This is a genomic window from Microbulbifer pacificus (assembly GCF_002959965.1).
In the GTDB taxonomy this organism is placed as follows: Bacteria; Pseudomonadota; Gammaproteobacteria; order Pseudomonadales; family Cellvibrionaceae; genus Microbulbifer; species Microbulbifer pacificus_A.
Genome location: NZ_PREV01000026.1, coordinates 2547311 through 2571473 on the forward strand (window position 1 = coordinate 2547311; position 24163 = coordinate 2571473).

A 24163-nucleotide genomic window follows, 5' to 3' on the forward strand; every position below is an offset into this window, starting at 1 on the left:
AACTCCAGTAACACAGGAACACTGTTGTGAGTCACGAACCGGATATTGTCTCGAAGATTAATGCGCACTACGGCCAGCTGCGCGACGCAGAGCAGAAGATCGCCCGTCTGGTGACAGACGATATCAGCTTTGCCGCCCACGCCAGTATCAGCGAGCTGGCAGGTAAGGCCGGTGTCAGTGAAGCGACCATCACCCGTTTTGCCAAGGCGGTGGGCTGCAAAAATGTGCGGGACCTCAAGCTGCGCCTGGCTCAGGCGGTGGCGATCGGGCAGCGGTTCTATACCGAAGTCAAAGTGGAGCCGGGAGCCAATTACGGTGTATACGATGAAATCAAAGCGGCATTGGATCACAACGCGCGTCTGATTACCGAGGCGGTGATCGAGCCGGCGGTCGAGGCTCTGGTCAAGGCGCGGCAGATTTTGATTTTTGGCGTGGGTGGCGGTTCCACGGTGATGGCACAGGAATGTCAGCATCGGTTTTTCCGCCTCGGTTTTCCGGCCACATCTTACTCGGATCCGATGTTGATGCGCATGTCCGCCTCGACCATCGACGGCAATGATGTGGTGCTGTGCCTGTCCATGGGCGGTTACAGCCCGGATGTGCAGGAGGCCGCAGAAATCGCGCGGGAATACGGTGCAACCATCGTGGGCGTTACCGTAGCGGATTCACCTCTGGCCAGGGTGCTGCACCACCTGGTGCCGATGGAGCCGCTGGAGACGGATTACATTTTCAAACCCACCGCCGCCCGCTACGTCATGCTCGCCGCCATTGACGTGCTTGCCACGGAGCTGGCGGTAAAACAGAAACGCAAAAGTCGCGAGGCGTTGAGGCGTCTCAAGCACACTCTGGACAGTCACAAACACGGTGAGGATCGCCTGCCGTTGGGAGATTGAGCAGAGGAACGGAAGGATATGGGATGACATACGATACGGTGATTCGCGGAGGCTCGGTTGTCGACGGTAGCGGCGCCGCCATGTTTATCGCCGATATCGCGTTATCCAATGGCCGCATCCAGCGCATCGACGCCCCTGGCAGCATCACCGACCCGGCCAGGGAAATCATCGACGCCGAAGGTCTGTATCTCGCACCGGGATTTATCGACGTCCACACTCACGACGATCTCGAAGTCATTCACAAGCCACAGGTGCCCTCAAAAATCAGTCAGGGCGTGACTACCGTGATTGTCGGCAACTGCGGCATCAGTGCCACCCCAGTTACCCTGAAGACTGATCCTCCCGACCCACTGAATTTGCTCGGCGACCGCACAAGATTCACATACCCACAATTTTCCGACTACGCCCGCGCGGTACAGAATGCCCGCCCCAACGTCAACGTCGCCGCGTTGGTGGGTCACACGTCCCTGCGCAATAACCACATGGACGATCTGCAGCGTACTGCCACTGCAGGCGAACTCGCCGCGATGCGCGCGCAACTGCGCAGTGCGCTCAGCCAGGGCGCCATCGGTCTCAGTTCCGGCCTTGCCTATGGCAGCGCGAAATGTGCGGATACCGCCGAAGTGCTGGAAATGGTCGCGGAGCTCGCGGAGCAGGGCGGGGTTTATACCACGCACCTGCGTACGGAGTTTGATCGCATTCTCGAGGCCATCGATGAAGCGCTTCTGACCGCGCGTGAACACCGAGTACCGCTGATTGTTTCCCACCTGAAATGTGCCGGGCGCGGTAATTGGGGGCGCAGCGGTGAGGTGCTCGGTGCTCTGGAAAATGCCGCGCGACATCAGCAGGTTGCGTGCGATTGTTACCCCTACACGGCGAGTTCCAGCACGCTGGATCTGGCGCAGGTTACGGACGATATCGAAATTTTTGTCACCTGGTCCGAGCCGTTCCCCGAACAGGGGGGGCGACCGTTGGCAGACATTGCGCGGGAGTGGAATCTCTCCTGTTACGAGGCGGCCGAAAAATTGCAGCCGGCGGGGGCGGTTTATCACTGCATGAGTGACGAGGATGTAAAAAATATCCTCGGCCACCCGCTGACGATGGTCGGCTCCGATGGATTGCCCAATGACCCACATCCGCATCCGAGACTGTGGGGCGCCTTTCCCCGGGTGTTGGCGCATTACGGGCGTGATCTGGGTTTGTTTGATCTGCCGCAGGCGGTGCACAAGATGAGTGGCTTGTCTGCGACCAATTTCGGGTTGGCGAATCGCGGGTTTATCCGCGAGGGTTACTGCGCGGATCTGGTGTTGTTTGATTACGTGGGATTGGAATCGCTGGCGAGCTATTCGCAACCGCAAAGGGCGGCGCGGGGGATCTCCCGGGTCTGGGTGAACGGGGTGTGTGCTTATTCCGGCGGTGTCGTTTTGGATAGTCGAAGCGGAGCCTTTTTGTTTCGCGGCTAGGTTAGTCGTTCTGTTCGGGCTTGCTCGGTGCTCTGTTCGGGATTCGGGGCAGCAAAACACTGGGTGGGCGTTTTCAGAACCGCTGTGAATACATCCCTGTACGCTGCGTCGGCAACCTCCCTGTTGCCGACGCTTCTGAAAACGCCCACCCAGCGCTTTGCCTTACATTCGAATTTCTGCACTCCGTAAGTTTAAGAATACCCAATCGCTTACGAAGTGAATTTCTCAACGCGAAGGCGGAGTGCCGGTGAAAGCCTTTCGGGAGCGTCGCAAACAGGATGTTTGCGACGCAGCTCCCAGGGATGGGTTCACAGCGGTCCCGAAAGGCTTTCCCCGGTGCTCCGACGCCACAGGACCAAGAACAAAGCGGACCACAAAACTTTCAAACGAAGGTAGTAATCATGATTCAAAGATTCGGCGCAGAAGGTGGCACAGGCACAGGCGGTCAACACCTGCCATTTTCCAGTGCGGTAGAGGCCGGTGGTTTTCTCTATGTATCGGGTCAGACACCAATGCGCGATGGTGAGGTAGTGGAGGGAGGGATTGTGGAGCAGTCTCAGCTCGCCATCGACAACTGCTTCGCGATCATGGATAAGGCGGGTTACGGCGTGGAAGACGTGGTGCATGTAACCGTCATTTTGACCGATGCGCGATACTTTCAGTCTTTCAATAAAGTCTTTAAAGAAAATTTCGGAGCGCATCCACCTGCAAGAATCTGCTCCGTGTGCGACCTGGTAGTAGACTGCAAAGTAGAAGTTGGCGTAGTGTGCTACAAACAACCGAAAGGGCGCCTCTAAAAATCTACTGCGCGTCTGCCTGGCGGCGTTCGGCGGTGCTCGGCATGCTCATGTATGACCTATACACTCCGTTGCCTCCGCTCCGGCGGCCACCACCAGTCACCCGCTCGCTACGATTTTTAGAGCTGCCCTACCTCCTGAGTTATTCGTCAGGTGTTTCGGGATGTAAAAATAACCCAATGAATCGCGTTCAATAAAAATAAATTTCCAATGAATGCCAGTGTTTTTCTCGGGGCCTTCGGGCTCTATATCACGTTCCTGATCGCCATCGGCTGGTTCACCTCCCGGCGAACCTCTGGCGAGGATGACTTTCTGCTGGCCGGACGCAGCCTGCCTGTCTTTCTTACCATCGGCACCACCGTCGCCACCATGGTGGGGACAGGCTCGTCCATGGGTGCGGTTGGATTTGGTTATGCCAATGGCTGGGCGGGCGCCCTGTACGGGATTGGCGGCGCAGTGGGAATACTGTTATTGGGGTTGTTGTTTGCACCTGCGCGAGCGCAGGGTTTTGCCACCATGAGTGAAGAGCTCGCGTCCTACGTGAATGATCACCCGTTGGTAAAAAAAGTGGTTGCCGTATTGATTCTGATTGCCTGCCTCGGCTGGCTCGGGGCGCATATTCTTGGTGGCAGCCTGTATCTTGCGTGGATAGCCGGGATAGATCTGCAGGTGGCGAAACTGCTGGTGGCTGCGGGTTTTGGAATATTTGTGATCGTGGGTGGCTACCACGCGGTAGTGTGGACAGATACCTTGCAGGCACTGGTGCTGTTCTTCGGTTTTTTACTGATGGCGGCATTTGCCGTGCACGCCGTAGGTGGCTGGGAGGTGATCGTCGAAACTTCGCGATCGGCCGAGCGTGTGCAACCGATGGGTTTACTGCCCGCCATATCCCTCGCTGCGGTAATTGCCGTGGGCGTACTCGCCACACCGTCGTTCCGCCAGCGGATTTATTCCGCGCGTAGCGTCAAATCTGTGCGCAAGTCGTTTTATATTTCCGGTGGCCTCTATCTGCTTTTTTCGCTGGTGCCAGCGATCATCGGTATCTGTGCGTTTGCGCTGGATCCGCAGCTGGACAATCGCAACTACGCCTTTCCCTATCTTGCCCTCGAAGTTCTCCCGCTCGGTATCGGTGTGCTCGTGTTACTCGCCGGCCTTTCCGCCACCATGTCCAGTGCCAGCTCCGATGCCATTGCCGGTGTCTCCGTGCTGGTGCGGGATCTCAGCAATCCGCATCGGCGGGAAGGTCTTACCCAGTCGCGCATTGGATTGCTTGTGGTGATCAGTGTGGCGTTGGGAATGGCGCTGTTGTCCGATGATCTCATCGGCTATATCAGCAAAATGATTTCCACCGTGATGGCCGGGCTCTTTGCCTGTGGATTGCTCGGACGATTCTGGCCGCGCTACTGCTGGCAGGGGGCGCTGGCATCGCTGTTGGCCGGATCGGCGACGTCGCTTCTGGTGATGCTGACGACGGAGGGGCTTTTAAGTGAGAGTTACTGGGGAAATCCCATTATTCCCGCGGTATCAGCGGCGCTGTTGACGGGAATACTGGTCAGTCTCGTTTCTCCACAGCCCGCGACAGATTCCGCCCCGACATTCGACGCCGGATAGGGTCGCATCGCCGCAAATTCTGGCGCTCAATTGGCCATCCCTCTATTATCTCCCGATCATTTCGGGGAGCTGTGCTGCAGTTTCCGCTAATAAAAATCCAGATTGCGAGTGACTGCATGAAACGGAAACTGTTTTTCCTGCTGGGCTGCGCTTTTGCCAGCCATTCTTCTGCCGAACAACTGACTATCGACAGAATATTCTCCGATCCCGCCTTGAGCGGCACCAGCCCGCGTGCGCTGCAGTACTCTCCCGATGGTAGCCGGGTCACCTTTCTGAAAGGTCGCGACGAAGACTACAACCGCTACGACCTGTGGGAATACCGTCTGAAAGACGGCGAGACCCGCATGCTGGTGAACTCCGATAAGCTCCACTCCGGTGAGGAAAATCTTTCCGACGAGGAAAAGGCCCGCCGCGAACGCCAGCGTATTTTCGGCAGCGGCATCATGGAGTACAGCTGGTCCAAGGATGGTAAGTCCCTGCTGTTCCCTCTGGCCGGTGACGTGTTCTATTACGAGCTGCAAAACGGCAAGTCCAAGCGCCTGACCGAAACCGAAGCCTTCGAAACCGATGTACGGGTGTCTCCCAAGGGACATTTTGTTTCCTTTATCCGCGACCAGAATATTTTTGTGGTCGACCTGGCGACCGGCAAGGAGAGCCAGCTCACCACCGATGGAAAGGGCCCGATCAAGAACGGCATGGCGGAGTTTGTGGCTCAGGAAGAAATGGACCGCATGACCGGCTACTGGTGGTCGCCGGATGAGAAGCGCATCGCCTTCCTGCAGGTGGACGAAAGCCCGGTGGATGAAGTGACCCGCAGTGAGATCTACGCGGATCGCATCGACATGATCCAGCAGCGTTATCCCGCGGCGGGTCGCCCCAATGTAAAAATCAAACTGGGTGTACTCGATCTCGCCAGCGGCAAGACCCAGTGGCTGGATCTTGGCAAGGATCAGGATATTTACATTCCGCGGGTCCAGTGGGCGCGCGATAACCTGCTGTCTTACCAGTGGCAGAACCGCAGCCAGCAAAAGCTGGAACTGCGTTTTGTTGATATCCCCAGCGGCAAGACCCGTGTTGCGCTCACAGAAACCAGTGATACCTGGGTCAACCTGTTTCACGACCTGCGTTTCCTGAAAGACAGTGACCGCTTTGTGTGGGCCTCGGAAAAAGACGGCTTCAAACACCTCTACCTGTACGATTTCAGCGGCAAGCAGCTGGCGCAACTGACCCGTGGCGAGTGGGCCATCGACGAACTGGAGGCGCTGGACGAAAAGACCGGCAAGGTCTACTTCTCCGGTCGCAAAGACACGCCGCTGGAACGCCACCTGTACGTGACCGACCTGAACGGTAAGGGCGAGATCAGCAGGATTTCCTCCCGTGCAGGTATGCACAGCATTGAGTTCGCCGACGATGCTTCCGGCTACATCGATACCTATTCCAATCCCACCACTCCGGCGCAGGTGAGCCTGCACGGCGTGGACGGCAAGCGCGTGACCTGGCTGCAGGAAAACAAGGTAGAGAAGGGCCACCCGCTGTATCCCTATATGAGCGACTGGATCAAACCGGAATTTGGCGAGATCAAAGCACCGGAGGGTCACACCCTTTACTACCGTATGTACAAACCCGCCGGCTTCGACCCGAAGAAAACCTACCCGGTAATGGTGTTCCTGTACGGTGGCCCTCATGCGCAGCTGGTGACCAACAGCTGGGACAGACCCTTCAACCAGTTCATGGCCCAGCAGGGTTATGTCGTATTCACCCTCGACAACCGCGGTTCTGCCAATCGCGGCAAAAAATTCGAAGACCCGATCTTCAAGAAAATGGGCAGTGCGGAAGTGGATGATCAGGTGACCGGGGTGAAATTCCTGCGCAGCCTGCCGTTCATCGACCCGGAGCGTATCGGGGTCTATGGTCATAGCTACGGCGGTTACATGGCGCTGATGACCATGTTCAAGGCCGGCGATTACTTCAAGGCGGGTATCTCCGGCGCGCCGGTGACCGACTGGGGGCTGTATGACACCCACTACACCGAGCGCTACATGGGCAACCCCAATGAAGTGCCGGAGGCCTACGAGGCATCATCTGTATTCCCTTACGCCAAGGACCTGAAGGGCGAACTGCTGATCTACCACGGCATGGCGGACGACAACGTGCTGTTCACCAACACCACCAAACTGATCAAGCAGCTGCAGGACAATGACCAGCAGTTCGAGCTGATGACCTACCCGGGCAAAAAGCACAGTCTGCGCGGCAAGGAAACCGGCAAGCACTGGCATCAGATGATGAAGAACTTTTTTGACCGCACTTTGAAGGCCAACAACTGAAACGTGTGATGAATCCGTAAGGAAAAGGGGCTTCAATTGAAGCCCCTTTTTTTTGTTGTGCGTGCGGTGAAGCCTCAGTTCGCGCAGGCCGCTTCCAGTTTCAGCAGCGGCCCCTGTCCAGTTTCCTTGGACGTTATGTCCACGCCGTTACTGCCGTTTTGTGGCGCAATGACCAGGCCGGTATTGCCGCCGGAAATCCACGCTTCTACCAGCCCCGAGTCGAGCAGATCGATCTGGCGGGTTCCGGTGCTGGACGGAACAAATGTCGCAGCCAGATTCCCGAGTGCGTTGTCGCCGCCCACGGAATTCCAGCTCGCGCTACCTTCCTGCCAGTTGCCATTGGCCTGATATACGCCATAGGTGTTGCTGGATTTGTCGGTCACATTCAGCTCCAAAATCGCACGGGTGAAATTGCTGCAGTGTTCCACCCCTGACAGATCGAAGCGGATCAGGGTATACAATTTTCCGTAATAGCTGTCGCTGCCGTCTGCGAGAAGCCCGTCGTCGTGACCGTCGTAGTTGCTGCCGGCACGGCCGGAGGCGATAAATACGTCGTCACTCGCTGCCTGGGTAAACTGCTGCACACTGCTGCCGCCAGAAGAGCCGGACCCGGATGAACTGGAGCTCGAAGAGCTGGAGCCGCCAGAGCTTGACGAGCCGCTGCCGCAATCCGCATCCACCCGCAGTACCGGTGTAAGTCCGGTTTCCTTGGAGCTCATATCCACACCGTCGGTACCGCCTTTTGACGCGATCACCAGGCCCGTGTTTGTACCTGCGAGCCAGGACATGATCGTGACGGTATCTATTGCGATTTGACGTACACCCGTGGATGAGGGCGTGAAACTGGCGGCTTCGGCTCCGAGGTTGGCGGTACCGCCGACGTTGTTCCAGGTGGCTGAACTTTCCGTCCAGTTGTTGTTGGCGAGGTAAACACCATAGCTGTTGTTGGAAAGATTGGTGACATTGATCTCCAGTGTGGCGGCGTTGATGGCGCAGCCCTGAAGTTCATCCGGATTGAACTTGATCAGCGTCATCATCTGCCCGTACGTACTGTCGGCGCCATCGGCAAGCAGCCCCTCGCTGTCTCCATCAAAATTGGTGTTGGCCTGCGCGGAGGAAATGAATACGTCGTCGGTGGCGTTCATGGAAAACATCTCTCCGCTGCCGCCGGAGCCGCTGGATGAACTGCTTGAGGAGCCACCGGAAGACGAGCCGCCCGAGGAGCCGGCAATCACGCTGCGGTTGGCGCCGTTGCGGTTCAGTGTCAGCGTTTCACCGACACCATTGGCGGACCACCAGTTGACGTTTGCGGGTAACAGCAATGGATCGGCTTCCCGTTGCGCGTGCGAAAGTGTGGCAGCACTGCTGTCGAATTCCGCCGTGCGCACGGCCAACTGACCGGGACTGACCTGAATGACCTTGAACTGCTGGATGCTGGCGAGATCGATGGTCCAGGATTTGGGGTCGTTGGCGGAGCGCGCCGGGGCGCCCCAGCTGCCTTCACCTACGTACACGGTGCCGCCGTTGCTGGTTGCGGAAAAATTATTGCCGCTGGGAACCAGTGCCTGGGTCAGTTTGGTGAGATGGGTGTCGGATTCCACCACCAAATTCATGCTGTAGTCGTAAAACGCCTGCGCCCACCAGTTGAACAGGGTGGGGTTGTCCGACTTGCCGGTGTAGTGGGGGAATATCGGCTTGTGATATTGCGCGAAGCGCCAGTTGCTGTTGCTGCCATAGGCGGATAGGTCGCTCTGCAGCCAGTTGTTCATACTGGCGGCGTAGGAAGACCAGCCACTGTTCTGGAACTGGCTGTTGAGGGTGTACACCCGAAGCAGCGGAGAAACCTGCACCGCGCCGTAGGTATCGTTCGGGTTACAGTTACCGTCTTCATTGAAGTCGACACCGAACACCTGGCACAGGGTGGAGTAGTTATTGTCTTCGTGGTTGCCGTGGGTTGGGATCAGCGGATAGATACGTTTGTAGCTGATGCCGTCGATCTGGTCGCTGGAATAGGTCAGTGTCCAGTCGTCGAGAAAGGCACTCATCTGCGATGCGCTGTTGGCATCGGTAAAGTCACCGCCGTGCATGATTGCGAGTGGGCGGATTTTTGCCAGCAGCTGGTTGCCCTGACGACGGGTAGTGTGGCCGGTTCGGGTGTCACCACCGGCGATGAGTACGAACGGCTCGGCGGTGTCCGGCGCGGTCTTGAACCAGAAGCGCTCGCCGCAGCCATTCTGGTCGCACACGCGGAAATAGACGGAAGAATCCGGCGTGAGGTTTTCCAGGCGTACAAAGTGACTTGTGATGCTGCCACCGAAGGTGCGTGTGGCATCGACCGAGGCGTTACTCCAGCTGCTCTCGCTGGTGCTGTAGCCGTAACTGACATAGGGGTTGCTACTGCTGCCGTTGGGTGAGAAACCAATGACGGCGCTGTTACTGCCGTCTTTGTCCCACACCAGACGGTAGTGCTTGGTGGCCGCGTTGGCATCGGCGGCGGCGAATACGGACATCAGTCCCGCTACACCTGTTGCCAGCGCGAAACTGCCCAGAGAGGTTTTCATGGGGAATTCCTTGTGCGTGATTTTTATGAAAGGAAAAAGACCAGAGGAATCGTTACCGCAGGGGCAGTGTGAGAGCGGTTAATGACAGCTGTTTGAATCGGCGCTGACGAGGCGCACAAACGCCGCATTGCGATGTGGAATTGTGAACTGTTCCCCATCGACAAAACTGATCGCCTCGGCTCCGCGGTGCAGGTACCGGTATACATCCGGCAAGGCCTCGCCCTCATCGCCCGTCCAGTAGTCGCCGCGTTTGGTATGTGGGAAATAATCCGTATCAATTTTCGCCTGGCCGGCTTTGGCTTGGGGGTACACCAGTGTGGCGAGTTCTGCGGCGGTGGGTAGCCGCCAGTTGTTTTCGCCGCATAATTTTTGCTGGTTGGTGCGGCGGATCAGGTCTTCGGTATCGCAGCGTGTCTCCTCAAAATAGCAGTCGCCATTATCGGGAACACCAACCTCCGGCAGCGGTTCGGCCCGCTCTGTCCGTGCCGCGGTGTGGAATCCCGGCGGATTTGCGAGATACCAGGAGTAGGTCCAGAGACCGTCGTGGATGCCTTCATCGTCGGTTTTCACTTCCCACAACAGACCACTGCTGTTGTCGCACACACAGGACCAGGGGCCGCTCCAGGGAGCGATGACCTGCCCCGCGGCGTCGCGCTTGGTGAGGTGATAGGGAGCCGCTTCTGGCGGAGGTGGCTGGTGCAGGACGGCCGCGGTAACGACGGCGATCGGCAGGCCGGCGAAATACAGGGCGCGTTGCCAGATCTTCATGGCCGCAGCTCCAGTTGGATGGCGCGGGTGTGACGGGTGTGGGCGATCTGCGCGCGGTCGAAGGCGGAAACCCACAGACAGATACCATCACGGATCGGCACATCCAGTGAGGAGCCGGTGACCAGCTTGCGCGCCATTTCCAGCGTCCAGTACCCATCGTGCCACTGTGCCCGCGCGCGTACATCGGCGCGGTCGCCTTCGAAACGGTTGGAGTTGTAGATCACCGATGGCATGACGGTGCCTTCGGGATAGAGCTGATCCGTCTCCGCAGAGTAGGGCTGATAATCAAACCAGGAGGCAACCCAGTGTGGCGGTGTTTCCCGGTGCGTTTCCGCTTGCTGATAGGCCGCCAGTTGCCGCGGGTTTAGCGGCAGGCGCTTGGGGATGACGGTTCCCGGGCGATACCACTGCCAGTTCATCACATAGGCGCCGGACTCTTTTCCGTCCTGCTGGTAGCCTGCGGTGTAGCGGCGCGAGCCCGGGCGGGGGAGGTCCGGGCTGGCGATATAGTTGTCGTCTGCCAGATACATGTCGTTGGTGCGCACCGCCTTCCAGTGCCAGAGGTCGTGCAGCTGGCCATTGTCGCTGTAGTGATAGCCCTTGCCGTGCCAGTTTGCCGGCCCTTCCTTTAACGGATTTCTTCCCAGATGTGCGGTGCCGGCGGCGGCGAACTCGCAGTCGTGCGAGAGCAGTACCGCAAACTTGTCTTCGTAATGACGAGTCTCGTTGAACAGGTGAAACCCCTGCTGCTGCACTTCCCAGCCGTGTGCGGTTTTCAGCAATGGCAGGTGCGCCAGGCTTTCGTCGGGATCCCGCCAGCGTGCTTGCAGGTAAAACTCCTCGCCGTTGTGCAGCGCACGAAGCTCTACCTCGGTTGCGCCGTTCTCGAAGTTGGCACCGCCATCGGTAAACACGTAAAGCGGAGGGGCACTTTGCCATGGCGACTCCGCGGCATCGCCGTCGATCTCCAGCGGTATATTCAGTGGGATGGCGTTGGCGGTGAGAATGAAGTGGCTCTGGTGGCGGAGCGTTGCCCAGCCCAGTGATGCCAGCAACAGGCCCGTGACGATAATGGCGAGTCCGGACTTCGTGCCAACGCGCGTGTGTTGCGGCACCAGTATGGCGGCGGGCACCCGTCGCCCCCAGCGAATTCCGTAGAGACCGCCGTGAAGGAATAAATACAGCAGCACGCACAGGGCGCAGATCAGATGCACCTGCCGCAGGTCCGTGCCGATAAACAGCAGCCAGCCACTGGCGATGACCGTACCAAGCAGTGGGTAACCGACCCGAATGATGACCCGGTGCCAGCCCGGCCAGCGCCAGAGGCGCGGGGTGGTCGCAGATACACTGCGCAGACAGTGCAAGACAAAACCGGCCGCCGCCAGGGTAAATACCAGCGCACTGAGAAAGTGCAGCCGGTGTACCTCGCCCTGGGGCAGAAGCTCCTCGAGGTGCAGGAGTGCCGGTTGCGACAGCGTGGCGATACGCAGGCCGGTAAACAGACTCACCAGTACGGCAATGATGGCGGCGCAATGGGTAATAACCCAGAGGAGGCTCTTTTGCCGTGAGGTGTGTGTGGCGGGCACGGATGGATCCCCCAAAAAGTCCGTCTCGGATAAGCGGTTACCGCAAACAGCCCAACAGGGTAAGCGGCGCCGGTGGCAGTTTGATGACGGCAGCCTGCCGTGGCGCGGTAAAAATGATGGAGCAAATGCAATAAAATCTAAATGATAATCTGTTGCATTTAGGTTGTGTGTTCTTTAGACTCGCGTCCCAAATACATGGGGCTATCTCTGGGGGTACATAACGATGCAATCCAGCCAACAAATGTTCACGCGCGGTCTGTTGGCAGCCGCGCTGTTTGCTGCCAATACCGCCATTGCTGAGGAGGTCAGCAGTTCTGACAGAGTCGAAAGCGTAGAGGTCGTGGGCGAGCAGTTGGATTCCTATCTGGTTAGCGACATGGATACTGCCACAGGCCTGGGGCTCTCCATCATGGAGACACCGCAGTCCATTTCTGCGATTGGCCGCACGCAGATCGATGACTTCAACATGTACAACCTGAATGATGCGCTGCTGGCTGTTCCGGGTATCCAGGTTGAAAGTGTGGAAACCGACCGGACCTACTATTCTTCCCGCGGATTTGACGTGACCAACTTCCAGGTAGATGGCGTAGGTCTGCCATCTACCTACGGCAACCGCAGCGGCGAAACCGATACCTCTATTTACGAGCGTATTGAAGTTGTGCGCGGTGCGAATGGCCTGATGAGCGGCGCAGGGAATCCTTCGGCTACCGTAAACATGGTGCGCAAACGTCCAACCGACGATCTGCAGATGTCGTTCAACGCGACCGCCGGATCATGGGACAGTCTGCGTCTTGAGAGTGACGTTGCGGGTGTCCTCACAGATGGCCTGCGGGGCCGTGTGGTGATGACCAAGGAAGACCGGGAATCCTATCTGGACTTCTACGCCATGGACAAATCCGTGGTGTACGGTGCACTGGAAAAGGATCTGGGTAAATCCACGTTGTTAACCGTTGGCGCCAGCTACCAAAGCAGTCTCGCTGACAGTCCTCTGTGGGGCGCGCTACCACTGGTGTATTCCGACGGTACACCGACCGATTACGATGTGTCCGCGTCAACCTCGGCTGACTGGGCCTACTGGGACAATATCGAGAAAGAAGTCTTTGCGGAACTGAAACACGAATTTGCCAATGGCTGGGAACTCAAGGGTTACTACAGCACTACCGATATCGAAGGCGACAGCGAGCTGTTCTATATGTACAGCCTGCCGGATCGCGATACAGACGTGGGGCTGATCGGCTACGCCAGCGGTTATACCCTGGACGCAAAACAGGACGTGTTTGACCTGCGTGTGTCCGGTACCTATCAGTTTCTGGGGCACGAGCACGACCTGTTGTTTGGTTACAACTGGTCCGAGGGTGCCACCAGGGAAATATCTCTTTACGATTACACCAATGGTTTCCCGCCGGTGGGTGACTTTACCCAGTGGAACGGCCAGACTCCGGTAAAACCGGTATTTACCGACGGGCTGACTGGCAGTAATTTCGATGAAGAACAGAGTGCGTGGTACGCGGCGACCCGCTTGCGTATGACCGACAGCCTGAGCCTGGTGAGTGGTGCTCGCGTGGTGAATTGGACAGCTGATGGTGACGGTTATGGTACCAGCAAGGTCACCAAGGTTGACGGGAAGGTACTGCCCTACGCCGGCGTGGTGTACAGCATTGCCGACAATTACTCGCTGTACGCGAGTCATACCGAAACCTTCCGTGCCCAGGACGATATTGCCAAAGACCTGACCTTCATCGATCCAACCGAAGGCGTCAACGACGAGGTCGGAGTGAAAGGACAGTTCCTTGGTGGAAAGCTCATCGCCACCCTGGCGTACTACCAAACCCAGCAGAACAATGTGGCTGAATTCGCCGGTCAGATAGAAGATCCCAACAATGATCAGGTGATGATCGACTATTACGAAGGTCGCGACTACGACAGTAAGGGTTATGACCTGACAGTAAGTGGCGAAATCATTGACGGTCTGAATATGGAGTTCAGTTACGCCAAGGTGGATATCGAAAACAAGGCAGCCAATGGCTTGAACCGCGATTTTATCCCGGAGCAGACGGTGCGACTGTACGCGAGTTACCGGCCGCCGATGCTGGACCAACTCAAGGTGGGAGGTGGTCTCAACTGGCAGGATGATATTTCCCGAATGCACGCGGCAGGGCACAGGATCGAACAGGATGCCTATGCCATCCTGCAGCTATTTGCCAACTACAAGGTGAACGAGCAGTTGAGCTTTTCTGTTAATGGTGAAAACCTGACGGATGAGAAATACATCAGCAGTCTCTACTGGGATCAGGGCTTCTATGCTGCGCCGCGTAGCTTCAGTGCCTCGGTGAACTGGCGTTACTGATTCGCCGGTGTAAATCCGGGGTATCTCCGGGGGTGAAGACCATCGCTGTGGTCTTCACCCCGTTTGTATTTGCGACTTCAGATTCTTGGCCGGTGTTATTCAAACGAGAACAACATGAATAAAACCCTGTTCAAACTTCACAGCTGGATGGCTCTTGCCGCGTTCATCCCATTGCTGGTCATCTGCGTCACCGGCAGCATCCTGGTGTTCAAGCACGAGATCGACGCACTGCTGCTCGCCGACAAGGTGCGGGTGGAATCCGCCGGCCGTGCGCGTTTGAGTCTGGATACCCTGGAAGCGTCCATGCACCGCAACTTCCCGGGCTACGAAGTCACCGGCTGGGCGCTGTTTCAGGACCGCGATCGCGCGGATGTGGTGTACACCATGCAGCACGGTACCGACGAATGGACCTACGCGCTGATGGACCAGTACACCGGCGAGCCGTTGCGTCCGCCCATGGGGTTGACCCACCACTTCACCGACTGGCTGCTGGACCTGCATTACACCCTGTTGATGGGCGACTGGGGCATGCTGATTACCAGTATTTTTTCCATCCTGCTGTGCGGGCTTGGGATCAGCGGCTTTATCCTGTACCGCAAGTTCTGGAAGAGCTTTTTCACGCTGCGCTGGAACGCGCGCATGATCGTCTACTTCTCCGACCTGCACAAAATGACCGGCATCATCGGTGCGCCGGTTCTGTTGATTCTCGGTTTCACCGGTGCCTGGTGGAACATCACCCATTTTGCCCACGAGCTGGAAGAACACGCTGGCGGTGCCGAGCACTACAAAATGGCAGAGCGTCTGTACAACGATGATCTGTCGCTGCAGTCGCTTATGGATGACACCGGCAACCGTATCCAGAACTTCGAGACCACCTATATCTCCTTTCCCTGGGAGCCGGGTGCGAACTTCACCTTCTGGGGGGATGTGCACACCGGCAACCCGCTTAACAGCGAGTACGCCAGTAACATCACCTACAACGCCCAGAGCGGCGAGCACATGCTCAGCTACGACATTCGCGACGCGACTCTGGGCGCTGTGATCATCGACAGCTACCGCCGTCTTCACTACGGCAACTTCGCCGGCCTGGTGAGCAAGGTGCTGTGGTGCGTGATTGGTCTGTCACCGCTGCTACTGTCCATTACCGGCATCTACATCTGGTACCAGCGCCGCGAGAAGCGCCGCAATGCCAGGGAAAAGCGTCGGGCCAAGGCCGAGGCGCTGACGGGCGTTACTGCCTGACGGCATCTCGGACAGTTTCCTCGCAGGAGGGCTTTTGCTACCATCGTTTGGCCTTACCAAATAATGAATTTCTGCCTGACAGAAAACTGTAGCGAGCCCTTGTATGAACTTCCTCCGAGTGATCACTGCCGGCGGGCTGATCTGTGGCGCAGTGCTGCTGGCCGCCGCTGGCTGCGGTGCCAAAAATGCCCCCCCGGAATCCTCCCGTCCCGTCCCGGCTGTGCTGGAGACCCTCCAGCCCGCGAGGGATATGACCAGCTACCGCGCCATTTCCGATCAGCTCTACCAGCTGGACCGGGAGGCGATCGCGCGGGAACTCGCGGCCGCCGGGCTGGAAAAGAGCACCAAGCCGGCGAAGCACAAGCTGTTTGGGTTCGATGTCAAAAAAGCCGTATACGATCGCGATTTCATGGCCAGTGCGGAAGGCAAGGCCCTGGCCGACAGCCTGCTCACTTTCCAGACCCCCTCTGGGGGCTGGTCCAAACGCACGGACATGCGCGCGCCGCGCCAGCCAGGACAGCAGTTCGGCACGGAAAAAGATTACATCCCGACGTTCGATAACTACGCCACCAGCACCCAGTTCTGGGTGATGGTCAACGCCTGTAACGTGCACGGGGAGCCCCGTTACTGCGACTCCGCCAGTCGCGCACTGAACTACATTCTACTCGCCCAATACCCCAATGGCGGCTGGCCGCAGAACTTCCCGCTGCGCGGTAAATATCATGACGACATCACCTTTAACGACGACGCCATTGCCAACCTGCTGAAAGTGGTCGCTGCCGCCGCGGAAGGCGATGCGCGTCTGCAGTTTATTTCCGCCGAACTGAAAACGCGGGCCAAAGAGAGCCTGCGCCGCGCGCTGGATATGCTGGTGGCCACTCAGGTCGCGGTCAATGGCGTGCCCACCATATGGGGCGCACAGCACCAGGCCGAGACCCTGGAGCCCACGTCCGCACGTGCCTTTGAGCCGGTGGCACTGGCCACCAGTGAAAGCGCCGATCTGGTACTGTTTCTGATGACCCTGAAAAATCCGCCGGAAGCCATTCGCAACGCGATCGACAGCGCCAACCGCTGGTTTGAACAGCATCAGATTCGAGGGCTGCGCTACCGGCGCGGAGATGAACTGCCGGCGCTGGTTCCCGCGGAAGATGCAGGTCCGTTGTGGGCGCGCTTTTACGATATCGACAGCGACCGCCCGGTATTCGGAGATCGTGACGGCAAGGTATATTACGCGCTGGATCAGATCTCAGCGGAGCGACGCGCCGGCTATGGCTGGTACACCGAGCGCCCCGAAAAGGCGCTCAAGGAATACCGCGAGTGGAAGCGGTGACCTGTCGTTAAGAGCCTGCCTGCAGGCAAAAAAGCCCTGGTTTCCAGGGCTTTTGTTTTTCGGGCGGTCGCAATCAGTGGTAATGCAACTCCGTTGCCTTACCGTGAAATACCCGGTAGGAAAATGCGGTGTACATCAGGATTACCGGGATCACCACCACCGCGCCCGCAAGAATAAACCGCAGTGACTCCCGCGCACTTGCGGCTTCCCAGATGTTCAGTTTTCCCGGCACGATGTCGGGGAAAAAACTGAACCCGATTCCGCTGAAACACAGCACGAAGATGCCCATCACAATGAAAAAGGGCTGGCCGCTGTGGCGATCGTGCTCTTTTGGCAGGCGGCGCAGCAGAATGTCGTTGGCCACAAATCCAAGAAAGCACAGCGCCGGAATCAGCAATACAAACATCACCAGCGGAAAGGTAAACCAGCGGTCGAATACTCCGGGGTTGACCAGCGGGTTGATTGCGCACACCGCGATCACGCCCACCAGGGTGGCGCGGCCGGCGCGCCGGGTCCAGCGTACCGCTCTGGCCTGCAACTGGTGTTCGGTTTTCAATACCAGCCAGGCAGCGCCGATATAGCTGTAGGCCGCGGTGACGCCGAGGGCGGATATCGCACTGAACAGTTGCGACGGCAGGCTCTTGTCAAATCCCATCACATACTGGCCGAGCATATAACCCTGGGTGAGCGTGGTGAGCAGAGAGCCGATCTTGAAGGTGCGGTCCCAGGCGAGTTTGTGATCCACCGCCGCCTTGGCGCGGAAGTCAAAGGCGACGCCGCGCATGATCAGGCCCACCAGCATGATGGCTACGGGGATATACAGGTTCATCAGGATCAGGCTGTGCGCCGAAGGGAAGGCGATCAGCAGCAGACCGATGGCCAATACCAGCCAGGTCTCGTTGGCATCCCAGAATGGGCCGATGGACGCAATCATGGTGTCTCTCTGCAATTCGTCCTCTTCCCGCATGGGTAGCAGGATGCCAACGCCGAGGTCGTAGCCATCGAGAATGGCATAGGCCAGCACCGCAAGCCCCATCAGCGCAATAAACATCACCGGCAACCAGTCGCCGCTGTGGTTCAGTACCTCGTTCACGCGTTACCTCCGGCAGTGTGTGGTTTGGTGTGTGGCTGGGTATGTGACTGGGGCAGATTGGTCAGGCTGCCGTCGGCAGCGGGTTCCGCGGTCTCGAATTCCTCCACATAAACAGACTTTGTGGCCATGCGTTTCAGGGTGTGGATATAGGCCCACATCAATACGGCGTAGACCAGCAGGTAGAGTGCGAGGGAAAGCCCTACGTTGGCCGGCGCCACCGGGGTTACCGCGTCCGCGGTTTTCAGAATGCCGGTAACGAGCCAGGGCTGGCGGCCGACTTCGGTCACGTACCAGCCAGCCAGTGTGGCGACCCAGCCGGAAAACGTCATCGCCACCAGAACTCTCAGAAATACCCGAGGCATTGCCGGGCGGCGCAATAAATAGCAACCGAGCCAGGCGGTAGCGAGCATCAGCAGCCCCATGCCCACCATGATGCGGAAGCCGAAAAACAGCGGTTTAACCGGCGGGTGGTCGCCGTCGAAGCTGTTCAGGCCGCGAATTTCCCCGTCGGTTTCGTGGGTGAGAATCAGGCTCGCCATATTGGGAATCCCGATGGCGAAATGGTTACTGCGTGTTTCCTCATCGGGGATGGCGAACAACAGCAGTGGTGCCCCCCGTTCCGTTTCCCACACGCCTTCCATCGCGGCAATCTTTTGCGGCTGGTGTTCAAAGGTATTGAGGCCGTGCAGGTCGCCCACGAATGCCTGTATCGGCGCGAGGATCGCGGCCAATACCAGGCCGGTTTTCAGTGCCAGCCGCGGTGCCTGTTTTTCGTCGCCTTTGAGAATGCGGTAGGCGGAGAGGCCGGCGACAAAAAAGGACGCGGTCAACCCCGAGGCCAGCAGCATATGCAGAAGCCGGTAGGGGAAGGAGGGGTTGAAAATGACTTCCAGCCAGTTGGTTGCGTGTACTACGCCTTCGCGGATTTCGTAGCCCGCCGGTGTCTGCATCCACGAGTTGAGCGCGAGAATCCAGAACGCAGAGAGTGTGGTGCCGATGGCCACCATCAGCGCGGAAAAGGTGTGTACCTTACTGGGTACCCGTTTGATACCGAACAACATAATGCCGAGAAAGGTGGCCTCGAGAAAAAAGGCCGTCAGTACCTCGTAACCCAGAAGTGGTCCCGCAATATTCCCGACCTTTTCCATGTAGCCCGGCCAGTTGGTGCCGAACTGGAAGGACATGGTGATACCACTTACCACACCAAGGGCAAAGGTCAGCGCAAAAATTTTTACCCAGAAGCGGTAGGCGCGCATCCACACCGGATTCCCGGTGAGGTCGAAACGCAATTTGAAGAAAAAAAGAATCCAGCAGAGCGCAATGGTGATGGTGGGAAAGAGAATGTGAAAGCTGATATTGGTGGCGAACTGGATTCGCGACAGCATCAGGGTGTCCAGCGCAGTGTCCACAGGGGTACCTCATGTAAAGGTTGCGGCCCGGAGAGGCCGCGGGTTACGGCATTTACTTCGCTTTGTTTCCGGTCGGATTCTGGGCGGTTGATTTCCCGGTTGCTTTGGCTTTGACGCCGGCTTTCAGATCCAGCAGTTTGTTGAGCCCGGAGCCCAGTTTCATCAGCTTCTGCAGGTCTTTATGGTCCAGCTTGCTCAGCGTGTTGGCGAACTGGTCGAGCATTTCCAGCAGACTGTAGACCTCCTGGATTTTTTCCTGGGCCTGGGCCTCTTGCTCGTCGCGGGGATCATTGAGCAGGAGTTGCCTCAGCAGTGTCAGCGTGGGGTCCAGCTCACGCTTGCGCCGCTCCTCGAACACGGTGCGCGCCAGATCCCAGATGGAACCGGCCGCGGTGAAGTAGTCCTTGCGGTCACCGGGCTGATGGTGCAGCTCGATCAGTCGCCACGCCTGCAGCTCTTTCAGTCCCATGCTTACATTGCCGCGGCTGATCTTCAGTGCCTCGGCCAGCTGATCGGCATTCAGCGGCTCGGAATGAATGGTCAACAGGGCGAACATCTGTCCAACGGTGCGGTTGAATCCCCAGCGGCTGCCCATCTCGCCGAAGTGCAGTACAAACGCCTGCGCCTGATTGGAAAGTTTCATTTTGTTTTTAAGTTTCAGAAATTTCTGAAAATTGTAAACATAGTTTGAAGCAAGTCAAGGCTCAGTACGGAGTTACTGCCGGATAGGGCTGTTGAGGTCAATCAACCGCCGTGTGCTGGCGGGGGAATACAGACCTCGCGCGCGCGCTCGTACCAGCCATCGGGGACAATGAATCCCCGGCTGACCTCGCTATGTTGGTCGAATCCCGCTACACAGATTGGGCCTCGCGTCGTCAGCTGGGAGAGTTCGCTCCCGGTGTATTGCCGCTCATTCGCCGCCGGATGGGTTGGCTCACCGCTGGCGAGCCACGTCTGTTTCGGCAGCAGCCGCCAATGTAAGGCTGTGGGTGCAATTCCGTCCAAGAAGCTGGCGGTATCCGTCCACCAGTATGTGCCGGTGGTGTGGCTGGGCAGCTTGTCGTGGGAGGAAAACAGCCGCCCGGGCATTACCGCCCACTGCCGGTCGAAGTGCAGTTTCTGCTGTTCCAGTGTCGCGACTGCCGGGTGGGAGCGAGCCACTGGCAACTGGTGATCCCGCATGCGCGCGAGCTTGATGTCCAGGCGATCCCGCAACCCGGGGCCGACCCAGAAATGATCCACCTGCAGGTAAAACTTTACCGCTACCTCCCAGTGCTCGACGGTATCGTCAGGTAGATATCGCACCACGAAGTCCAGTTCTCCCAGCGTTTTTTGCCCTGTGCGGATGGGCAGGTTGCGTGCGAGCAATGTGTAATCCGGGTGATGGGTAAAGGCGAAAGCCCACAGCTGCTCAAAGTAGATACCGAGCCGCTGGCTTTTCAGATCATGCAGGCTGAGTTCCAGTTCGGACCGCAGGCGGGAGGTGACTTCGGGGGCGGCGAAAAATCGATACAGCTGTTGATGTCGCGCCGGCGGTAACCACGGCAGAGGAAAATCTGGCGCAATTTCCAGGCTGGAAAGAGCCCACAGCAGATTGCTCCAGTGCTCGGGGACGGCGTGGGTAAAGGGCAATGTCATGGCGCGAGTATAGGGAATCCTCGCGCTCAGCCGCTACCACTTGAAGCGAAAGCCGAAAGTCAGGCTCGCTTCGTAGCTGTCGCCGGCATTATCGAAACTGGTGGCGTAGTCCACTTCACCGTAGACGGAACAGCGATCGCCGCACTGGTCGTAGGTAAAGCCCAGACCCAGTTGTCCCCACCACTCGTCGCGGGCCTGATACAGGGAAGTTCCGGAGACCTTTATTTCCGTTTCGTCCTCGAAATAGTAAAAGGCATTGGCAATCGCGTAGAGACCTATGCGCTCCAACAGCAGGTTGCCATACATGTTCCGGTTCAGCCGTTGGCTGAGCCGCTGCTCGAAGGCGAGGCCCAAACGTGCCGAGCCGCCATTGTTTTCTGTATCCTTGAAGTGCACGTTGTATTGGTCCAGATGATCGTCGATCTGCTCGGCGTTGTAGATCAGCTGAACCTGGGGCGTGAGCGAGTAGAAGTCACACAGTTTGAAGCTGTGCCCGACTTCCGCGGAAAAGGCGAAGCCGACCGCATCATTGCCTCTGCCGAGATAATAGAGTTCGTAGGAATAGAAGTCCGAATCAAACCAGTTGAACTGAGCCTGCAGATCCGCGTAGCTGCCCTGGCTGCCGTACCAGGTGAACGTTGTGCCGACACCGAAGTGATCCGTTTCGATACGGCCGTGACCGAAATAACTGTCCAGATCCGTTCTTCCGTATCCGTACTGGGCAAAAATACCCAGCATCAGACGTCCGTAGTACACCGCCGGATCAAAGGAAAAGTCGGAGCCGATCTGTACCTGCCCGTAATCCTGTTGCCACTCGGCATGGGTGGTGGATTGGTCGGGGAAATGTTCGTTGTACCTCGAGGCCACACGCATCCACAGGCCGCCACCGTCGATGGTCTGCTCCACCGCATTGCCGTAGCAGCAGATGCCGCGGTCACGAAAACTGGTACCCGCCCAGAAACGGTTGCCGACCCGTTTGCGCAACGTAGTGGGCTGGTTCATCTGGCGGATCGACTGGGCGTAGGTTTCGTACAGTACGGCGCCCGGCTGCCAGCGCGGAATCCGTCGCCCAGTGCCATCAAACGGATCTACCAGAGTCGAGCGCAGATACCAGTTGCCGTCATCGGGATCATCCAGACCGCCGTGGTGCAGGGTGTAACCGTAGGCGCCACCCACGGTGACCGGCTGGCCATCCAGTCCAATATATTCACCATCAAGGACAAAGGCATCGGCGGGAGACTGGCCGGTAATCTCGATGATTTCGATCCCGTCGCCCGTGGTGGGTGCGCCGTCACCATCGCGATTGTAGACCCGCACGGAGGTCAGGCCGCGAGCATCTCCGGCAATGCGGAGTAAGTCTGTTGGGGCGTTGTCGGCGGCAAGTTCGGTGTCGAGCCACAGGCGCCCATCGCGCCCGGTGTAATCGCCAAAGCGTCCGTTGTCGTGGGGAGCGATATTCAGCTGGTTGTAGCGATCATCTACCAGCCAGAGTGTGCCGGCGTTCACCACGTCGCCGCGAATGGTGTAATTGGCCGGAATGAAGTCGACGACCCCACCGTAGCGGATATCGAGCCCGAGTCGTTCGCCTTCGTAGGTACCGCCACCTACCGTCAGGGAACCCGTCAGCGTGATCTTGGAGCTGCCGTTGACGATAATCCGCTCCCAGTTCTGTAACAGCTGTCCGTCGATCCTGTGGTCGAGAATGAAGCGCAGAGTGTCCACATAGCCGTCATCGGCAGTAAGATCGTCACCGCCGTCCAGAATCGCTTCCGCTTCATAGGCGAAGGCGTCGATACGCACCGTGTCGGAGCCGTTTCCGCCTCTGAAAACTTCGAGAACGCCTTCATCCCAGTGCAGGTAATCGTCACCGTCGCCGGCGTCGATAAAATTGAAAATGTAGCCGCCATCCAGCAGTACTTCGTCGTCACCGCTGCCCATGTTCAGGTCAAACACTACGCCATCATAGATTTCGACCCGGTCATTACCGGCACCGGTGTCGATCCCCCCACCGAAATAATCTCCGACGGACGTGCCGCGCTCGCGCATGGTGACGAGGTCTTCGCCATCACCGGTGGATATGTGCAGGATGTCGGCATCGCTGATATCGACACGATCACGGCCGACACCGGTATCCACCGTGCCGACGGAGACCTCGTTCAGTGTCAGTGTGTCATCTCCACCGAGGGAACTGACGTCGGCGCCGGCGGGATCGTTGTCCGGATCGCAGAGGATCTGGTCCGGGCCTTCGGTACCGATATTCGACGGCGTGCAATCCGCCTGCGCGCCGAGCGGCAGAGCCAGTACGCAGGCGATCAGCCCGATCCGGAGGGGCGTGAATACCGCGGTCTCAGAATTCATAGGTAACGCCCAGATTCAGCGTCCACGGGTTGGTTTCAAAGTCGGAATAAAGACGCTCGTACCCCGGGCTGGTGGGATAGGTCACCACGGCATCGGTATTGGCATCGGTATAGATGACCGCCGCGTTGATCAGCCAGGAGTTCAGCATGCCGGTGCGACCCAGCCGCCAGTCCAATCCCAGCTGCGCGCTCGCTCCCCAGGAGTGGCCGACCCCGAATTTACCCGGCCCGGTGGCCATGCCACTGTTCACCAGGTACCGCTGGAAATCCGGGTTCAGTTCGTCGTCGTAAAAATCGGAATAGTTGACGCCGATACCGAGGTAGGGCTGGCCCAGGCAAATCGGATCGGTCATATACCAGTTGATAAACAGATTGGCGGACGAGGCCGTGAAACGGCCGAAATAAATACTGTCGCGCCCGGGAAAGCCGCGGAAATTTTCCAGCGTCAGCGAGTGATCGGCACCGCCAACATAGAGCAGTTCAATGCCGAGGTGGGGCAGAGGGCGCCACACACCGGAGGCATTCCAGGTGGTGCCTTCCTCGATGTCCCAGTTTGTCCGGTAAAGTTGCCAGTCCTGCAACACGTAGTATTTCAGGGATGTGTTGTCGTCATCGGGATAAACAAAGCTGGCTCCCAACCGCACATAGAAACGGGTCAGGTCGAGGTCCGAAACAGAAATCTGCGCTTGCGCCATAAATGGGAATAAAAATGCAAAAGTAACGGCCAGCCTGAGCTTTTTCATT

Annotated in this window: 17 protein-coding genes; 8 read left to right on the forward strand and 9 right to left on the reverse strand. The window is 58.0% G+C overall.

Annotation, left to right across the window (positions count from 1 at the left end):
* Positions 1–26: 26 nt before the first annotated feature.
* The 5 genes from C3938_RS10790 (at position 27) to C3938_RS10810 (ending at position 7088) form a co-directional block, all read left to right on the forward strand.
* Positions 27–893 (forward strand): MurR/RpiR family transcriptional regulator, encoded by an 867-nt coding sequence (locus tag C3938_RS10790; protein WP_105103116.1) that lies wholly within the window; start codon positions 27–29, stop codon positions 891–893.
* Between the two features lie 23 nt (positions 894–916).
* Positions 917–2356 (forward strand): N-acyl-D-amino-acid deacylase family protein, encoded by a 1440-nt coding sequence (locus C3938_RS10795; protein ID WP_105103117.1) that lies wholly within the window; start codon positions 917–919, stop codon positions 2354–2356.
* Positions 2357–2757: 401 nt separating this feature from the next.
* Entirely contained in the window at positions 2758–3153 is a 396-nt protein-coding gene (locus tag C3938_RS10800; RefSeq protein WP_233998778.1) for a RidA family protein, read from the forward strand.
* Positions 3154–3363: 210 nt separating this feature from the next.
* Positions 3364–4764 (forward strand): sodium:solute symporter family protein, encoded by a 1401-nt coding sequence (locus tag C3938_RS10805; RefSeq protein ID WP_105103118.1) that lies wholly within the window; start codon positions 3364–3366, stop codon positions 4762–4764.
* A 116-nt stretch (positions 4765–4880) separates the two neighbouring features.
* A complete protein-coding gene (locus tag C3938_RS10810; RefSeq protein WP_105103343.1) occupies positions 4881–7088 on the forward strand; it encodes a S9 family peptidase in 2208 nt (735 codons plus the stop codon).
* A gap of 74 nt (positions 7089–7162) precedes the next feature.
* On the opposite strand, the gene C3938_RS10815 is transcribed toward C3938_RS10810, so the two are convergent.
* From C3938_RS10815 to C3938_RS10825, 3 genes are all read right to left on the reverse strand, one after another.
* Positions 7163–9649 carry a DNRLRE domain-containing protein gene (locus C3938_RS10815; RefSeq protein WP_158681647.1) on the reverse strand — a complete coding sequence of 829 codons (2487 nt, stop codon included), beginning with the start codon at positions 9647–9649 and terminating at the stop codon, positions 7163–7165.
* Between the two features lie 78 nt (positions 9650–9727).
* Positions 9728–10417 (reverse strand): DUF1566 domain-containing protein, encoded by a 690-nt coding sequence (locus tag C3938_RS10820; protein WP_105103119.1) that lies wholly within the window; start codon positions 10415–10417, stop codon positions 9728–9730.
* Positions 10414–12003 carry an ethylbenzene dehydrogenase-related protein gene (locus C3938_RS10825; RefSeq protein ID WP_199775533.1) on the reverse strand — a complete coding sequence of 530 codons (1590 nt, stop codon included), beginning with the start codon at positions 12001–12003 and terminating at the stop codon, positions 10414–10416. Before C3938_RS10825 ends, C3938_RS10820 begins: the two co-directional genes overlap by 4 nt.
* Positions 12004–12226: 223 nt before the next feature.
* Here C3938_RS10825 and C3938_RS10830 point away from each other — a divergent pair, with 223 nt between their 5' ends.
* From C3938_RS10830 to pelA, 3 genes are all read left to right on the forward strand, one after another.
* Complete coding sequence (locus C3938_RS10830; RefSeq protein WP_105103120.1) at positions 12227–14350, forward strand: TonB-dependent siderophore receptor; 2124 nt, start codon at positions 12227–12229, stop codon at positions 14348–14350.
* Between the two features lie 114 nt (positions 14351–14464).
* Complete coding sequence (locus tag C3938_RS10835) at positions 14465–15592, forward strand: PepSY-associated TM helix domain-containing protein (RefSeq protein WP_105103121.1); 1128 nt, start codon at positions 14465–14467, stop codon at positions 15590–15592.
* A 103-nt stretch (positions 15593–15695) separates the two neighbouring features.
* On the forward strand, positions 15696–16922 hold the full coding sequence (pelA, locus tag C3938_RS10840; RefSeq protein WP_105103122.1) for a pectate lyase: 1227 nt from the start codon (positions 15696–15698) through the stop codon (positions 16920–16922).
* A 73-nt stretch (positions 16923–16995) separates the two neighbouring features.
* Here pelA and C3938_RS10845 read toward each other — a convergent pair whose 3' ends face one another.
* The 6 genes from C3938_RS10845 to C3938_RS10870 all read right to left on the reverse strand — a co-directional run bounded on the left by C3938_RS10845 (position 16996) and on the right by C3938_RS10870 (position 24162).
* Positions 16996–17973, reverse strand: coding sequence for a cytochrome d ubiquinol oxidase subunit II (locus tag C3938_RS10845; RefSeq protein WP_105103346.1), 978 nt, complete (start codon positions 17971–17973; stop codon positions 16996–16998).
* A gap of 38 nt (positions 17974–18011) precedes the next feature.
* On the reverse strand, positions 18012–19400 hold the full coding sequence (locus C3938_RS10850) for a cytochrome ubiquinol oxidase subunit I (RefSeq protein WP_105103347.1): 1389 nt from the start codon (positions 19398–19400) through the stop codon (positions 18012–18014).
* A gap of 76 nt (positions 19401–19476) precedes the next feature.
* On the reverse strand, positions 19477–20067 hold the full coding sequence (locus C3938_RS10855) for a GbsR/MarR family transcriptional regulator (protein ID WP_105103123.1): 591 nt from the start codon (positions 20065–20067) through the stop codon (positions 19477–19479).
* Positions 20068–20168: 101 nt separating this feature from the next.
* Entirely contained in the window at positions 20169–21062 is an 894-nt protein-coding gene (locus tag C3938_RS10860; protein WP_105103124.1) for a DUF1853 family protein, read from the reverse strand.
* A 33-nt stretch (positions 21063–21095) separates the two neighbouring features.
* Positions 21096–23420 (reverse strand): autotransporter outer membrane beta-barrel domain-containing protein, encoded by a 2325-nt coding sequence (locus C3938_RS10865; protein WP_105103125.1) that lies wholly within the window; start codon positions 23418–23420, stop codon positions 21096–21098.
* The gene (locus C3938_RS10870; protein WP_158681648.1) at positions 23410–24162 is read right to left on the reverse strand and encodes an OmpW/AlkL family protein; all 753 of its coding nucleotides are present in this window, start codon (positions 24160–24162) and stop codon (positions 23410–23412) included. Before C3938_RS10870 ends, C3938_RS10865 begins: the two co-directional genes overlap by 11 nt.
* Position 24163 lies beyond the last annotated feature (1 nt).

Excerpts from the sequence above, each read along its gene's own strand:
- C3938_RS10800 (WP_233998778.1), top strand. The coding sequence starts at position 2,758 with ATGATTCAAAGATTCGGCGCAGAAGGTGGCACAGGCACAGGCGGTCAA.
- C3938_RS10865 (WP_105103125.1), bottom strand. The coding sequence starts at position 23,420 with ATGAATTCTGAGACCGCGGTATTCACGCCCCTCCGGATCGGGCTGATC.
- C3938_RS10835 (WP_105103121.1), top strand. The coding sequence starts at position 14,465 with ATGAATAAAACCCTGTTCAAACTTCACAGCTGGATGGCTCTTGCCGCG.
- C3938_RS10820 (WP_105103119.1), bottom strand. The coding sequence starts at position 10,417 with ATGAAGATCTGGCAACGCGCCCTGTATTTCGCCGGCCTGCCGATCGCC.
- C3938_RS10830 (WP_105103120.1), top strand. The coding sequence starts at position 12,227 with ATGCAATCCAGCCAACAAATGTTCACGCGCGGTCTGTTGGCAGCCGCG.
- pelA (WP_105103122.1), top strand. The coding sequence starts at position 15,696 with ATGAACTTCCTCCGAGTGATCACTGCCGGCGGGCTGATCTGTGGCGCA.
- C3938_RS10845 (WP_105103346.1), bottom strand. The coding sequence starts at position 17,973 with ATGTTTATTGCGCTGATGGGGCTTGCGGTGCTGGCCTATGCCATTCTC.
- C3938_RS10805 (WP_105103118.1), top strand. The coding sequence starts at position 3,364 with ATGAATGCCAGTGTTTTTCTCGGGGCCTTCGGGCTCTATATCACGTTC.
- C3938_RS10795 (WP_105103117.1), top strand. The coding sequence starts at position 917 with ATGACATACGATACGGTGATTCGCGGAGGCTCGGTTGTCGACGGTAGC.
- C3938_RS10815 (WP_158681647.1), bottom strand. The coding sequence starts at position 9,649 with ATGAAAACCTCTCTGGGCAGTTTCGCGCTGGCAACAGGTGTAGCGGGA.
- C3938_RS10860 (WP_105103124.1), bottom strand. The coding sequence starts at position 21,062 with ATGACATTGCCCTTTACCCACGCCGTCCCCGAGCACTGGAGCAATCTG.
- C3938_RS10855 (WP_105103123.1), bottom strand. The coding sequence starts at position 20,067 with ATGAAACTTTCCAATCAGGCGCAGGCGTTTGTACTGCACTTCGGCGAG.
- C3938_RS10850 (WP_105103347.1), bottom strand. The coding sequence starts at position 19,400 with ATGCTGTCGCGAATCCAGTTCGCCACCAATATCAGCTTTCACATTCTC.
- C3938_RS10810 (WP_105103343.1), top strand. The coding sequence starts at position 4,881 with ATGAAACGGAAACTGTTTTTCCTGCTGGGCTGCGCTTTTGCCAGCCAT.
- C3938_RS10870 (WP_158681648.1), bottom strand. The coding sequence starts at position 24,162 with ATGAAAAAGCTCAGGCTGGCCGTTACTTTTGCATTTTTATTCCCATTT.